The sequence below is a fragment of the Methylocella sp. genome (assembly GCA_037200525.1).
GTDB lineage: Bacteria > Pseudomonadota > Alphaproteobacteria > Rhizobiales > Beijerinckiaceae > Methylocapsa.
The window spans coordinates 4,382,799-4,397,561 of the sequence record JBBCGG010000001.1 but is presented as its reverse complement, the minus strand read 5'-3'; the positions used below and the strand labels follow the sequence as shown (position 1 = coordinate 4,397,561).

Annotated in this window: 13 protein-coding genes and 1 pseudogene; 1 reads left to right on the top strand and 13 read right to left on the bottom strand. The window is 60.5% G+C overall.

The features are described 5' to 3' along the window. Window positions 1-672 precede the first annotated feature (672 nt). From WDN46_21680 to WDN46_21650, 7 genes and pseudogenes are all read right to left on the bottom strand, one after another. The gene (locus tag WDN46_21680) at window positions 673-1,653 is read right to left on the bottom strand and encodes a c-type cytochrome (GenBank protein ID MEJ0095920.1); all 981 of its coding nucleotides are present in this window, start codon (window positions 1,651-1,653) and stop codon (window positions 673-675) included. Next, on the bottom strand, window positions 1,650-2,414 hold the full coding sequence (locus tag WDN46_21675; protein ID MEJ0095919.1) for a c-type cytochrome: 765 nt from the start codon (window positions 2,412-2,414) through the stop codon (window positions 1,650-1,652). The genes WDN46_21680 and WDN46_21675 overlap by 4 nt, the downstream gene beginning before the upstream one ends. Beyond that, window positions 2,411-3,313 carry a LysR substrate-binding domain-containing protein gene (locus WDN46_21670; protein MEJ0095918.1) on the bottom strand — a complete coding sequence of 301 codons (903 nt, stop codon included), beginning with the start codon at window positions 3,311-3,313 and terminating at the stop codon, window positions 2,411-2,413. The genes WDN46_21675 and WDN46_21670 overlap by 4 nt, the downstream gene beginning before the upstream one ends. Before the next feature lie 264 nt (window positions 3,314-3,577). Continuing rightward, window positions 3,578-4,597, bottom strand: coding sequence for a substrate-binding domain-containing protein (locus WDN46_21665; protein MEJ0095917.1), 1,020 nt, complete (start codon window positions 4,595-4,597; stop codon window positions 3,578-3,580). An 11-nt stretch (window positions 4,598-4,608) separates the two neighbouring features. Beyond that, the gene (locus WDN46_21660) at window positions 4,609-4,995 is read right to left on the bottom strand and encodes a hypothetical protein (GenBank protein MEJ0095916.1); all 387 of its coding nucleotides are present in this window, start codon (window positions 4,993-4,995) and stop codon (window positions 4,609-4,611) included. Next, window positions 4,914-5,285 carry a hypothetical protein gene (locus tag WDN46_21655; protein MEJ0095915.1) on the bottom strand — a complete coding sequence of 124 codons (372 nt, stop codon included), beginning with the start codon at window positions 5,283-5,285 and terminating at the stop codon, window positions 4,914-4,916. The genes WDN46_21660 and WDN46_21655 overlap by 82 nt, the downstream gene beginning before the upstream one ends. A 253-nt stretch (window positions 5,286-5,538) precedes the next feature. After that, window positions 5,539-6,321, bottom strand: a pseudogene (locus WDN46_21650) (sulfite exporter TauE/SafE family protein). Window positions 6,322-6,494: 173 nt separating this feature from the next. Here WDN46_21650 and def point away from each other — a divergent pair. Further along, window positions 6,495-7,037 carry a peptide deformylase gene (gene def / locus WDN46_21645; protein ID MEJ0095914.1) on the top strand — a complete coding sequence of 181 codons (543 nt, stop codon included), beginning with the start codon at window positions 6,495-6,497 and terminating at the stop codon, window positions 7,035-7,037. A 54-nt stretch (window positions 7,038-7,091) separates the two neighbouring features. Here def and WDN46_21640 read toward each other — a convergent pair whose 3' ends face one another. The 6 genes from WDN46_21640 to WDN46_21615 form a co-directional block, all read right to left on the bottom strand. Further along, on the bottom strand, window positions 7,092-7,934 hold the full coding sequence (locus WDN46_21640; GenBank protein MEJ0095913.1) for an ABC transporter ATP-binding protein: 843 nt from the start codon (window positions 7,932-7,934) through the stop codon (window positions 7,092-7,094). Then, window positions 7,931-8,704, bottom strand: a complete 774-nt coding sequence (locus tag WDN46_21635) for an ABC transporter permease (GenBank protein MEJ0095912.1) — start codon at window positions 8,702-8,704, stop codon at window positions 7,931-7,933. The genes WDN46_21640 and WDN46_21635 overlap by 4 nt, the downstream gene beginning before the upstream one ends. A gap of 116 nt (window positions 8,705-8,820) precedes the next feature. Next, complete coding sequence (locus WDN46_21630) at window positions 8,821-9,819, bottom strand: ABC transporter substrate-binding protein (GenBank protein MEJ0095911.1); 999 nt, start codon at window positions 9,817-9,819, stop codon at window positions 8,821-8,823. 48 nt (window positions 9,820-9,867) lie between these two features. After that, entirely contained in the window at window positions 9,868-11,343 is a 1,476-nt protein-coding gene (locus tag WDN46_21625) for an aldehyde dehydrogenase family protein (protein MEJ0095910.1), read from the bottom strand. Further along, the gene (locus WDN46_21620; protein ID MEJ0095909.1) at window positions 11,340-12,956 is read right to left on the bottom strand and encodes a GMC family oxidoreductase N-terminal domain-containing protein; all 1,617 of its coding nucleotides are present in this window, start codon (window positions 12,954-12,956) and stop codon (window positions 11,340-11,342) included. Before WDN46_21620 ends, WDN46_21625 begins: the two co-directional genes overlap by 4 nt. A 304-nt stretch (window positions 12,957-13,260) precedes the next feature. Further along, window positions 13,261-14,526: an amidohydrolase/deacetylase family metallohydrolase gene (locus WDN46_21615; GenBank protein MEJ0095908.1), complete on the bottom strand. Its 1,266-nt coding sequence runs from the start codon at window positions 14,524-14,526 to the stop codon at window positions 13,261-13,263. Window positions 14,527-14,763 lie beyond the last annotated feature (237 nt).

Genomic DNA, 14,763 nt, shown 5'->3' with positions numbered 1-14,763 from the left:
GCATCCGTCGAGAGAGCTAAATTTGTAGGAGAGGGGCTAAAGACATCTGGCCATTTCAAGATCATCAATAAGGCGAAAAGGCGTTTACTTGACGATCAACGCGCAACTCGGGCTGCGTGGGATCTAGGCGCGTTCCTGTGGTCACGATTGCGGGCATCACAGCAGAGGCTCCAGATATTGCTCGAGGCTTGGCGCCGATGACTGCCTCATAGAGCCGTTTGCTTCTTCTTCCAGAGAGCATTCGGGTTTATCGCGTTTCTGCAAGCGATATCCGCCGGGCAGCGTCGCAAGTCCTTCACAATTGATGCCAGGGCATTGAGCAGCGGACGGAGCGTGACCGCTCCCCCCATCGGCTCGCGCGGGCGACGTTGGCGATCATCTCGCGGGTCAATTTCAAATCCGGCGTCGCTCGCTTTCCTCGGAGCGTCGAGACAGGCCGCAAAGGGCTCGCCGGCGGGTGGCGCTTTCATAGGCCGCAGCTCGGGAACCAGCACATCGACCGGCGACTTGTCGCCCGGTTTGGCGCCTCCGATCCCAATCGGAGATCCACGGGATCAAGATAGAACGTCGTGAGGTTTGAACGAAGGCGTGCGCCCATCGAAGCGGCGCAGTTGAGATTGTAGGTCGGCCATGAGCGTCTTCGTCGCGCTCATGGCCGTCATGATGGCGCGCCTACTCTCCGGTTTCGCCTGATGGAGGCGAGTTCTCGCCGAGCAGTACGCCGTTCACCAGCTGGCCATACATCGACATCGGCGTGTCGTGATATTTGGCGCGGGTTTGTTCGACCGATCCGATGAAGCGTGGATCTTGCGGCCGCTCATGACTGTCCATGAACATGGCCACGTCCCAGGCCTCCTGGTCTGTCAGCGTATTGCCCTGGCCGAGCGGCATGTTGGCTTTGATGAACTCGGCCGCATTCTTGACCGACCCCATGCCCGCGCCCCAGTTGAAGGAATCCTTTCCCCACAGCGAGGGAAAGACGGTTTGGCCGTTCGAGGATTGGCCTTCTCCGTTCGCGCCGTGGCAGAGGGCGCATTTCTGCTGATAAATAAGATCGCCCCGAGCAAAGTCAGCCTTTTGCGCGGGTTTCGCAAGTTCAGGATATCCCCGCCCTGGCAATGAGGCGCCGATCGGCGCCCCCTTCGAAAGGAAATAGGAATAGCTCTCCAACGCCACGAGGACGGGATCGCCGAGCGGTGGCGCCTTGCCGTTCATGCTAAACCGGAAGCAGCCCTGGAGACGCTCCTGAAAGGAGTTTACGTGTCCGTTCTTGCTTCGATAGGCGGGGTATTCGCCATAAGCCCCCCACATTGGCGATGCATTGGCGAGCCTGCCGGCTTCAAGGTGGCAATTCGAGCAGCGAAGCGTGTTGCCGACATACTGGCCGGCGTGCGCCACCGGATCGGTGAAGATCGCCTCGCCGGCGCGGACCGCCTTGCCGAACTCATTGTTCGGGATCGCGCTGTCTGGAGGAGGGGTGAACGAGGCCGACGGGGCAGAGGCCGCCGTCACTGACATTTCCGCAACGAGTTGCGGGGCGCCCCGGTCGCCCGCGCCGCTCTGTCGCGGCGCATCGGAACCGGCGATCGCGATCGTCACGGTGACGGCGGCCAGCGCGGTCAGCGCGAACAAGACTGATAAGCGCCCTTTCATTGGACCACCTTCCCATCTGTAGGCGATTTCGACGTAGCGGATGCGTTGGGCGGCCCGGATTGGGCCGAAAGCATCGCGTAATAGGCAGCGACATCTGCAATCTGCGCGTCTGAAAGACGCGTCGCAATGCCATGCATCAACCCCATTGGATCGTTATGTCGCGAACCGTCGCGCCATGCATTGAATTGGCTGACAATATAGGAGGACGGCTGGCCAGCGAGCGGCGGAAAGGATGCGCCGACCCCTTGTCCCTGCGCCCCATGGCACGAGGCGCAAGGCGGTACGCCGACGCCCCAGGCTCCCCGCTGCGCCAGCTCTTGACCGGCCGCATTTACCGGCGTCATCGACGTCGCGAGCTTCGGCGCTGGCAGAGCGGCATAATATTTTGCGACTGCATCGCGATCCGCCGCCGTCAAGTTCGTGACGATGAACTTCATTGTATCGTTGGACCGGCTGCCGTCTTCAAAACTGGCGAACTGTCGCGCGATATAGGCGGCGTCGAGCCCCGCGAGCCGGGGAATCCCCGCCCCATCCTGGCCCTCGCCATTCGCGCCGTGGCAGGCGGAGCAGGCCGGCGCGCCCTTGTTGGTACCCGACGTTGCGATCTGCGCGCCGAGGCCGCCGGCCGCCGGCGCGTCATCCGCCCGAGCTGATCCGCATACGAAGGCCAAGCCGAGCAACGCCAGCCAAGCAAGCGATCCTGCCTCCCGCCGTCCTTGGAGCGTTTGCGACTTTTGCAAGCGAGTCATCGTTGATGTCATGCGGCTCTCCTGCTCGGCGTCGCTTCGTTGATCATTGCCAAAAGGGCTTCGGCGGCGTTGCTCGAAAACCGCTCGCGGTGTCGCAGAACGCGAAATACCCGCTCGGGTAAATCGAGCGCGAGGTGATGCAGCAATCCCGACTCAATGCTGGGCGCAGCGACCGAAGCCGAAAGGGCACCCGCTGCGGCGCCGGCCTCCACCGCAGCGCGTACAGCTTCGTTAGACGGGAGCTCCAATGCGACGCGGAGTTGGCTCGGCGCGAGGCCAAATCCTTCGATCGCCGCCTCGAACGAAGACCTGGTTCCAGAACCCGGTTCTCGCATGATCCAGTCGGACTGAGACAGGTCCTCCGGCTCTATCTTCGCGCGTTCAGCCCATGGGTGCTGCTGACCGACGACGATAATCAGTCGGTCGCGCGCAAGGTCTGTCGCGCTAAGCGCCGAGTCATCGAAGTCGCCTTCGACGAAACTCAGCTCAGCCAGTCCTTCAACGACGGATCTTGCGACTTGCAACGTGTTGCCGACGGACAAGCGGATATCGATCTGCGGATGGGCGCCGTGGAATGCGATCAAGTGGCGCGGCAGCCAGTAGCTCGCGATCGTTTGGCTCGCCTGAATCGAGAGAACGCCTCGCCGCAAGGCCCCCAACTCCGTGAGGGCGAGCTCCGCCATCGCCGCTCGCGCCAGCACGGCTCGGGCTTCTTCCAAAAATATCCGACCCGCAACGGTGAGCTCGATGCCGCGGCCGACCCGATTGAAAAGGCGCGTGTCGTGCTGAGCTTCCAACGCGGCGATGGCGGCGCTCGCCGCGGACTGCGCAAGGTTGAGAGCACGCGCGGCCTGCGTGACATGCTGCCGCTCAGCAACAGCGACGAAAATGCGAAGCTGTTCGAGCGTCATCGCGATTTCCTGCTCAATTCGTAACGAGCGCGGGGAGGGGTGGAGCAGGCGCCGCTCCTCCCGGCGGCGGATCGGCGCGTCTTGCGCCGTTTTTCCAGAATCATGCCAACCGCCAAAAATCTTTCCATTGGATCTTTGATTCTACCTAATCTGAAATCCGCCGGATAGTGGCCAGCCCTCAGCGATGCCTCGGGCAGCTCAACGAAGGGTCTTGGATTGCGAGAGATCTGCCCAGATCTGACCAGGCAGATCTCTCAAGTAACTTCAGTTCTCAGAATTATAAGGTTTGAAGCCATAGCGCTCGAAGATGCTCAGCGCCTCGGGGGAGTGGATGAAGTCGAGCCATGCTTTCGCGGCCTCGGGATGCGCCGCCCCCTTCACTGCGGCGCCGGCGTAGATGGCGGTGGAGTTCTCGGCGACGGGAATATCCACATGCGCGATCGGATGGCCAGCCTGTTCCTGGAACAACGCCTCCGACTGCCAAGTCACGCCGGCGTCGGCGATCCCCTGCATTAGAAACAGCGGCGTTTGGCGATGGTGAATATGCGTCAGAATGGAGCTGCCATCCTTGACCTTGGTCTCGTAGACCGCGCGGACGAGGGACTCGCCGCCGGCCTTTTCAAGCGATGCCTTGATCTGCCGGACGATCCCCTCGAACTCGGGATTGGGCATCGCCAATTTCACGCTCGGCTTGCCAAGATCCGCGAGACCGGTAATGCCCGCCGGATTGCCTTTTGGCACCATGATGGTCAGGGTATTGGTCACGTAGGGCACGGCCGGGCCGGTCAACAGCCCTTGCTCGATCAACTGGTTGACCTTCATCAGCCCGGCGAAATATGCGTCGGGTTTGACGGTCCATGTCATGTTGCCTGACGTGACGGTGCCGCCGGCTTCCATCTGCTTCACCAAGAGCCCTGGCGGTATCGTCTCCCAGAAGATCCGGCCCTTGTACTCTGGGCGCCGCGCCTCAAAAGCCTGCGTCAACGGCGCCATCGCGAAGAAGTAATTGCCGCCGACATAGAGCACCAGCTTAGGATCGGTGAGGTCGCCATGAAAATCGGCAAGGTCGTCCACCTCGGGCACGGTGAACTCGAGGCCGCGGTTTAGCGCGTCATTATTTTGACCATGCTGCCACGGGGGAAAGATATCTTCTTTGTATCGAGGCGCCTCGGCCTTGCCGCTCCATCCCTGATCCTCCGCGAACGTTGTCGCAGATCCCGCCAGAACGGCGGCGGCGAAGATCGCGGACCGTAGCGCAGCACGATATCTGAAATTATGCCGCATTATGATTTCTCTCATTTAGCATAATGGAAGCCGGCCTGCTGCAACTCGGGCGCGGTCCCAACCGCACCAGGAGTGAGCACTACGCCTGGGATCAGATGGTTGGTCAATTCCGCGACCAATGCTTCGTGCGAAAGCTTGTCGGGGTTGACCTCGCTCTCGATCAGCTTGGCGGCCTGTTCCCAGATTGCATTGTGACATGACATAAATACGACGCCGCGGCGCTGCAATGCGGGGATCGAATTGGCGCGCGGGGAGAATGCGCCCTCTGGATCTTCATAATTGGCGGGATCCGAAGAAGCCGCTTTCGGCTCGTTGATCAACGTATTGGTCTTGAACTTGTCGCCGGCAAGCTTGGTAAGTTGGTATTTGTCCCACATTTCTTGATCGTAGAGCGCCAATTGCGGCTGCCATGCGTATTCGAGACCGCCAGAAACTCCGCATGCTTGAACGACCAGATCTGAGCGTTCATGGAGTTGCGCATCAGATTCAGCCAGGGTCCGCCGATGTCGGTATTGTCCCATACCTGTTTCGGAAACGGCTGATATGCGATCACTTCCGAGAGGGCTTCATGATCCCATTGATCTGGCGTCGTCAGGATCATAGGCACGGTCTTGAAATCGCGCCGCCGCGGCGCCTGTGCGAGCCGGTCGGTTAACTCCTGAAGCCGGGTGGCGCCCTTCGGCAGCAAGGAGGTCGAGGCAGTCGGCGCAGCGCTTGCTCCGCCTGCACTCAAGGCCGCGAGGCCGGCGGCGATCCCAAAGCCTTTCAAAGCATTCCGTCGATCAGACAACCCCACCATAATATTTCTCCTTTCGAGTTTTATGCCTTCGAGTATTTAGCGGAGTCGAAACGGCTCTTCCAATTGATTGATGCGTTTAAATCAATTGGAATTAGAGATCGGTCCGTAAATTGCCTAAGGGTTTGCTCGATCAGCATCGCGTTCACCGAAGAAGCGCTGCCGCGTTGCGGTAGAGCATATAGCCGGCAGTCGCCAAAACCACCACTCCGAATATCCGCTTCAACGCCTCGTTCCGCGAGGCGAGGTGGACGCCGAGCCACATCCCGAGAAATCCGCCGAGAACGCCGCCTGAGAGGCATTCGGCGGCGACCTACCAGTCAATCAATCCCGACATGCCGTAGTTCACGGCGGTGACGAGGCCGAAGGCTCCGACAGCCAACAGAGAGGAGCCAATGGCGCAGATCATCGGCGCGCCGGTCGAGAACAGCAGGCTCGGCACGATCAAAAAGCCGCCGCCGATCCCAAAGAAACCGGACAGGCCTCCCACCCCGAGCGCCGTGCCTATCACGAGCAGGTCGCCGTGTCTCGTCGCCGCCGCCTCTGGACCGAAGGCGCTCGTCCTATGGTGGTTGCGCCGCAGCATCAGCGCGCCGACGAAAGCCATGAGGATCGCGAACAGGAAGAGCAGCCGCTGGCCGTCAACGGTCTTGCCGAGCGTCGAGCCGAGCGCTGCGCCGACGATGCCAACGACTGCGAACTCTACCGCGCTGCGCCAGCGCACATTGCCGGCCCGCGCATAGCCGCCAAAATTGACAAAAGCATTGGCGGAAACAGCAAGGGCGCTCGTGCCGATGGCGACATGCGGCTGCAAGCCAACGACGTAGAGCAGCAGCGGCGTCGCGATGATTGACCCCCCGCTCCCGATCAGACCGAGGGTGAAGCCGACGAGGCCGCCAGCCAACACGGCCAGGGTGGAATGCGCCAAGTCCAAGACAAACTCCTATGTCGGCGTCGGGTCTAGCATGGAGAAATAAGGCGAGGCAACGCGACGCCGGATCAGCATGCAGCTCCTATTGAATTCAAAGAACAAAGGGCTTGACGTACCGCCTCCAATAAACATGCTTCACCATCATTCTCTCGCATGAAGCCTCTACCATAATGATTATTCGCACAATTGAGCTTATGGGTAATCCCGTTCTTGCGGCGCGGGCGGCCACGGTCGCCGATCCGACAGCGTCCGAAATCCGCTCGCTCGCAGAGGATATGATTGCGACTATGCGTGACGCGGGCGGGATTGGCATTGCGGCGCCGCAGGTCGACGAGAGTCTCCGCCTGGTCGTGGCGCTGCCGATCGCCTCGCGCGAAGAGGGGCGCGATATCGCCCCCTTAGTGCTCGTAAATCCTGTGCTGGAGCCGATCGGCGGCGAGCGTGAGGACGGCGTCGAGGGCTGTCTCTCGATTCCAGGCATCCGCGGGATCGTGCCGCGCTGGTCGAAGGTCGCTTGGCGCGCGCAAGATCTCGATGGGCAAGCGATCGGCGGCGAAGCGCGAGGACTCTTCGCGCGCGTCCTTCAGCGTGAGGTGGATCACCTCGATGGCGTTCTTTTCCTGAGCCGCATGCCGGACATCACGCTCTTGGCCATGGACGCCGAGGCGCGCCATTTGATGGAGACGATCGGCAATGCTGAAGACGACGCATGACCGCCGTCGTCATCGGCGATGAGTTCCACGCCGGCGGCGACTTCGTCGCGCGTTCTACGTTTCCAAGCGCTGCGAAGCTTCGCGGATCGATCTCAGCACGTTGCGCTGAAGGGCGATGAAAGCCTCGCTCTCGATGATATCAGGGCTTCTGGGGCGAGGCAGATCGACAAGAAATGTCTCCCGGATGCGACCAGGGCCAATTCCCATGACGACGATCTTATCCGATAAAAAGACCGCCTCCTCGACGTCATGCGTGACGAAGAGCACCGTCAGCTTGTGCTCCTCCCAAATCTGCGTGAGCAAATCTTGCATCTGCTGACGCGTCAGCGCGTCGAGCGCGCCGAAAGGCTCATCCATCAGCAATACTTTCGGCCGATACGAAAGCGCGCGGGCGATCGCGACGCGCTGCTTCATGCCGCCGGATAGTTCGCTGGGATAGGCGTCGGCGAATCTCTCAAGTTTGACGAGCTCAATATGCTCGTTGGCGATCCGTTTGCGGGCGGCCGCGTCGTACCCGGCGGCGCGCAGCGCGAATTCCACGTTCTGCCGCGCAGTCAGCCACGGCAGCAGGGTATAGGTCTGGAAGACGACGCCGCGATCAAGCCCTGGACCAAGGATCGCTTCGCCGTCGATCTTCACCGGCGCGTAATCGAAATCCTCGGAAGTCGGGTCGTCGAATGTTTCAAGTCCAGCGACGATGGAAAGCAGGGTGCTCTTGCCGCATCCGGATGTGCCGACCAGCGATACGAATTCATTATTCGCGAGGTCGAGATTGATGTTGCGCAAGATTTCGACCTGACGCGGCCCGCTGCCAAAGCTTTTGTTCAGATGACGAATCTCAAGCTTGGGCGGCGGAGGCTCGCGAACCGGATACGCTGAGGAGAGAGGCGCGATCATTGCGGCCTCGACGAATAGCGAAAGAGCACATTGGCGATGCCCTTCATGATCTGATCGGTGACCAAACCGAGAAAGCCCAAAAGAAGGATGTAGCCGAAGATTGTGTTGGTCTGGAAAAAGCGCTGCGCGACAACAATGCGATAACCAAGGCCCGAGGTCGCGGCGACGAGTTCCGCTACGACGAGCCAAGTCCAGGCCCAGCCGAGGCTGATGCGAAGAGTGTCCCAGATGCCAGGCATTGCGCTGGGAAGAACGATGCGCATAAGGATCTGCCGATCGCTGAGGCCGAGCGTGCGGCCGAGTCCGATGAAGTCGGAAGGCACGCGCTTTACATTGTCCATGATCAACAGCACCTGCTGGAAGAAGGTGCCGATCCAAATGATCAGGAACTTCTGTCCGTCGCCGGTGCCAACCCATAGAATCGAAAGCGGAACGAACGCGACGACAGGCATGTAGCGGATGAAATCGACGAGAGGCTCGATGGCGGCCTCCCAGGTCCGGTAGCTGCCGACGAGCGCTCCGATTGGAATGGCCATGATGGATGCAAGCGCGAAACCGACCACGATCCGATAGACGCTGACCGTGAGATCGGACCAGAGCGTCCCATTGGCGGCGAGCTTGCCGAGCTGCGCCATCACGCTTGACGGAGACGGAAGAAAGATCGGCCGAACCAGATTGGCTTCGCTCGCCGCGAACCATAATACGCCGAGGGCGATGAAAACGAGCGCCGCGAGGCCCAGAAATTGAGAGCGCTCAAGTGGAGCGCCCATGCCGCCGCGCCGTCGTCTCTTGCGGCGGCGCGGGCCTGAATGGATTGCAGAGGCACGCGCCGTCTCAGTGACATTCATAATCTGACCTCGGCGGCGACGGCGCCATTTGGATGTGACTAACGGGCGTTGATAAAGTCCGAGACGATGATGTCCGCGGATGCGACCGGCTTCTCCAGAAGACCCGCCTTCTGCGCTGCATCTCCCACGTCTTTGAGCGTCTTGGTCGAGAAGCTGGTGGTCAAAGTTTCGCGGTTCTGCGCGAGCGAATAGAACTCGACGCCGTCAAACGCGGTCTTCAGTTCTTCTACTGTCGCGCCGACGCCCTTTGCAATGATGTCTCTATCGACGGACATGTTTGCCTTGTAATCCTTAAGCGCCTCATCCCACGCCTTAATCAACGCAAGCACCTGGCCTGGCTTCTTGGCGAGAATATCCTCGCGCACGACCAGAACGTCGCTGATGACGCCCGGGTTGACGCCGGCGGTGTAAAGCAGCTTGATCTTGGAATCTTGCGCCTCCGCGGCGCTGATATACGGTTCGTAGGTCACCGCGACCGGCACCTGTCCCGCGATCAGCGCCGACCCGGCGTTGGCGGCCGGCATCGGCACCTGCTCGATGTCCGCGATCGTCATGCCGTTGGCCTGCAAAGCGTAGTTCAGCAATACGTCGCTCGTGGCGCCTTGCTCGAAAGCGACCTTCTTTCCCTTGAGATCTTTGATGGTCTTGATGTCTGGGCCGCTGATGATAGCGTCCGCCGCCATCGAGAAATCGAGCAGGGCGACGATCTTGATCGGCAGCCCGGCCGCCTTCATGCTGAGCGCCGTGTTCGTTGGCAGGGAAGCGACATCAAGCGAGCCGCTCGCCATCGCGGCATTGATGTCCTTCTGCTCGACGAAGTTCTGGATCTTCACGTCCTGCAAGCCGACCTTCTTGAAGATGCCCTTCGCCTCCGCGACGTACCACTGACCGTAACCGAGCCACGGTTGCACGCCGATCGACACGGAGCCGGATTCAGGCTGCGATGGGATTTCTCCTGCGGATGCAGAAAGAAGAGGTGAAGCAAGAGCGATGAATGCGCCGAGGAGTCCGGCTTTCAGCGTATGGGAAGCAATCATGTAAAGCGCTCCTTGATGCGCAGCGGGCGAGGCCGCCGCGTTGAATGTTCAAAAAGGGAACTGGCGTTGACCCATCTGGATCGTGATCCATTTCTGCTCGGTCAGCTCTTCCCAAGAGGACTGGCCGCCCTCCCGGCCAAAGCCGCTGTTCTTGACGCCCCCGAAGGGCACGTGCGGCTCATCGGAAATCGTGCAGTCGTTTACGTGGACCATTCCGGACTCGAGCCGGAGCGACAGATCGAAAGCCTTCTGCAGATCGTTAGTGATGACTGCAGCCGAGAGCCCATATTGAGTGTCGTTGGCGACTTCGAGCGCTTCTTCGGCGTCTTCGACGCGGATCAACGAAACGACAGGGCCGAAGCTCTCTTCGTGATAGATGCGCATGTCGCGCGTGACATTAGTGAGGACGGTCGGCTGGAAGTAGCGGCCCTTATGGGCGCCTCCGGTCAATACCTTGGCCCCCTTGGTTTTGGCTTCCTCGATTTGTCCGTCGATGAAGGCGCATTGGCTCTCGCGGATCAGCGGTCCGATGACGCTCGCGGACTCTCGCGGGTGCCCGACCGGAATGGTCCTCGCTTTCGCCGTGAAGCGCTCGCAGAATGCATCATAGAGCGGCGCTTCGACGATGACCTTGGAATTGGCCATGCAGACTTGGCCTTGGTGCAGGAACACGCCGAATGCCGCGGCGTTCACTGCATAATCAAGGTCAGCGTCTTTCAGCACAATCAGCGGACTCTTGCCCCCCATTTCGAGCGTGAATTTTTTGAGATGCTTTGCAGCTTCGACGGCAAGATGCCGTCCCGTGCGAGTCGAGCCCGTGAAAGTGATAAGGCGAACGCGGGGATCCGAAATGAGCAGGCTTCCGACTTCGGCTGGAACGCCGGGCGTCACATTCAACACGCCAGCGGGGAGGCCGGCCTCCTCAAACAAATCGGCGATGAGCGCCCCGGATACCGGCGTCTCTTCGGACGGTTTCAGGATGAAGGTGTTGCCGGCGGCGAGGGCAAACGCGATCTTCTTCATCGAAAGGAGAAAGGGTGAGTTGAATGGCGCGATGCCCGCGACGACGCCGAGCGGACGACGCACCGACATTGAGATCTGCCCCGGTTGCGTGACCGGCATCGTCTCGCCCATGACGTGGCGGACATCGCCGGCGGCGCTACGCAGACAATCCGTGACGTATTCAATCTCCCAGAGCGCCTTATTGAAGACCGAACCGCATTCGTCGATGAGCATGTCGCGGATCTCGGGCGTCCGCCGCTCGATGACGCCGCAGGTCTTGAGAAGCATCTTCTCGCGCTCGCTGGCGAGCGATGAGCCCCAACTTGCAAAGGCGCGATGCGCGGCGTCAATCGCGCGCAGAACCTCGTCGGAGCCTGCCTGTTGCACGCGGGCGAAGATGTCTCCATCGGCTGGATTGATGCTATCGGCCGTAATGTTGCGCGAGGAGTTCACCCAAGCGCCATCGATAAACAGCTTATAGGTGCGAACGCTGTCTATGACCTCGTAGGAGGCGGGATTCATGCTTCGGCTCCGTGGAGTTGTGGCTGTCGGCGCGCCGTGCGGCACGCGAGATCGCGCGCGATCAGGTCGGCGGCGCGTTCGCCGATGAGCACGCATGGAGCCATTGTATTCCCGCCGGTGATGGCCGGCATGATCGATCCGTCCGCGACGCGCAGGCCTGCAACGCCATAAACTTTGAGCGATGCGTCGACGACCGACATGCGGTCGTGGCCCATCTTCGCTGTGCAGGTCTCGTGGAAATATGTCCCTGCCGCATTGCGCAGGAACTGCGCCATGGCTTCGCCGTTGAGCGGACCTGGCATGAGCTCGCGCTTCACGAATGGGCGCAGCGCTTCGGAATGCCCGATCTCGCGGCAGATATCGATCGCTCGCAAGAGCGCCTTCACATCCGCTTCGTCGCTGAGAAAATTGGCTTGAATTTTGACAGGGTCTTCTGGCCGACCGCCGGTCAGCTCGACATGGCCGCGGCTTTTGGGACGAATAAGGCCGGGGGCCAAGGTGAAGGCGGCGGCGGGATCGATCGGCAGATCATAGGCCGGCCGGGTGACCTCCGACCCGAACGCGCATTCCTCGAGGATCGGCTGCAGATCGGGCGCGATAAGGCTTGGATCGCTCTTGCAAAAGAAGGTGAACTCGGCCGAATTGTTCCTCGGCAGCTCAGGCGTCCGATATTCGAAGACGCAACCTGCTACAAGAATGTGGTCTTGGAAGTTCTGGCCGACGCCCGGCAGGTGTTGGACGAGCGCAATTTTGTGTCGTTTCAGTTGCGCTTCTTCCCCTATTCCGGACAGCATCAACACCTTTGGCGTGTTGATCGCGCCAAGCGAAAGGACGACCTCGTGCCTCGCCGCAATTGTGCGGATGGCTCCGCCGTATTCGACTTCAACGCCGATTGCGCGGCCGCGTTCGATCAACAGACGGCGCACCTTGGCGCGCGTCAGCACGGTGAGATTCGGTTGACCTGCGCGGGGCGCAAGGTAGGCCGTGGCGGTCGAGATGCGCGTCCCGTCGCGCGCGATATTGATGTTTGTCACCGAGCAGCAGCCATCGCCCGCCGCCGCCTCGGCATTGTGATCTTCAACTTGAGGAATGCCGTGCTGCGACGTTGCTTCGAGCAGGCCCGCGACGACCGGGACCGGATTTTCAGGCAAGGCAATGCGCATTGGACCGCCGCGCCCGCGCAGCGGCGACGGAGGGCCATCCCAATCCTCAACCCGCTTGTAGATTTCGATCGCGGCGGCGTAACCCCAGGCGGGATCGCCGCTCTCCTTTTCCCAAAGGTCGAAATCGGTCTTGTGACCCCTCGCCCAGACAAGACCGTTGATGCTCGATCCGCCTCCGAGCACGCAGCCCATCGGCAACGGCGCGCGTCTGCCGTTTAAAGCCTCGCCGGGCTCCGCCTCAAAGCGCCAGTCGCGCTCCGAGCCGATGTTGTGCATCCATAATTTGGCGTTTCGGATTTCCCGGACGTCATCGCCGCCGCCCGCTTCAAGCAGAAGAACCTTGAGATCCGGATCGGCGGCAAGCTTGCCGGCGATAACGCAGCCAGCCGTTCCGCCGCCGCAGATGACGACATCGTAGTCCCGGTCGAGATCAGACGCGCTTTGCATCATTCGTCCTCAAGAGATCTCTGTGGCGTTCCAACCAATCGTCAGCATACCGCCGACCTGCCATTCACGTTCTATGCCAAGTGGGCTGCGGACTTCTCCGTTGCGCCGGCGCTCATTGGATGCCGACGCTTCGGCAGCGTAGACGATCGCGGCGTAATTCCGTTCCCCGACTGGAATCCATTGGATAATTCATTTGCCGGAGGTAATCGCGCCGGGGATTCAGCAGTTCGAGAGGGTTGTTTCTACCTCGAAGTATGAATCTCCTCGATCAAGGCAGCGACAATCCGCCGCCATTAGACCTTGCTGTTCAGGCCGCGATCGCGTCCGGGATCAGCGGAGAGTCGCTGTCATAACGAACGCCGCCGCGCAGGCAGAAGACCGGACGTATCAATCTGTCCGTGACCACTTCGACCCCGCTGTTGTCCAAAAGTTTGAAACGTCCTTCGGCGATTTCAAGAACGCTGACATCCGCCTCGCGGCCGACTTGGAGAGACCCGATGCTATCTCCCATGCCCACCATTTGCGCTGCATTGGCGGTGACGGTCGCGACGATTTCGGGCAGAGGGAGGCCGAGCGTCATAAGTTCGGTCATGGCGACAGTCAGGCTGAAAGGCGCGATCCCGGAAAATGGATTCGTCTCGCGGTCGCGGGAGCGTTCGCCGGAGGGAACGCGAACATTGTAGCCATGCAGATCGGCTCCAAGCGTAAAAGGCCGAATGCCGGAATCGAGCACTTTCTTCGCGACTTCAAAGCTGAAATGCGAGCCGTGCCCGACATCGACCCGGACGCCCCGCGCGATGGCCTCGAACACGATCGGATGGACTTCGCCCTCACTCGAGACAAAGCCGCCCGGATGGCGCGTGAACGGATGGGCCATCACGTCGCCCGGACGCATGATCGGGCAGAGCTGGCGAATGAGTTCATCGGCATCGGGGACGGGCCCTTCCTCCACGCTTGGCCAAAGCTGGCCAAGATGAATATAGAGCGGAAGCCCTGCAGCGTCGGCAATTTGACGGCCGATCTTGATAACTTCTAGCCCCCAGCGCGACTGGCCGCCAATTTCGGCGTGAGCTTTGATGCCGCGAACGATGTCGAGGTTCTCTTTGGCCACGCGCACCGTATGCTCGGCGTTGACGCCGTTAGGGCCGTAGAGATCGGGGTAGAGATGCCCTTCGAGGCCGCCGACGAGATAGCAGGAGATGAAGCAAAGAAGCCGGGTTTTTGCGGTATCGACAAGGTAATGGCGAAAGCCTCCGAGCGTCATGCAGCTCGGGCCGCCTTGATCAATTAGCGTCGTGACCCCAGAGCGTACGCCGACCATATCGGGGTTGAGGCCGAACCGCCCCGTGACGTGCTCATACACATGGGCGTGGGTGTCGATCATCCCGGCAGAGACGATCATGCCGGAGACATCGGTCTTTTCGCGCGCGGGCGATTGGCCAAGATCAGGCGCGATCGCGGCAATCTTGCCGCCAAGGATTCCAATGTCGTAGCGACCGTTGAGATTCGTGGCCGCATCGATCACTGTGCCGCCGGTTAGGATGAGATCATAAGGAAATTCAAGCGCGCTCATTTATGCGTTCCAGTTTCCGATTGCCGAAGGTCGCGTTCAGCGAGCGAGTCTATCATTCTCTGGCTCATTCGGATATCGTCAGTATAATGACGAATTGTGCAAAGACGAGTGTTCAAATGTCGATCATCGCTGCACGAAGTTGAGGCACGATGCCCGCCGGCGGGACTCTGCGGCGTTGTTGTAAATGCATGCGCGTCGCGTCGCGCAATCGCGAACGTCGGTTTTTTGCAAAGGATT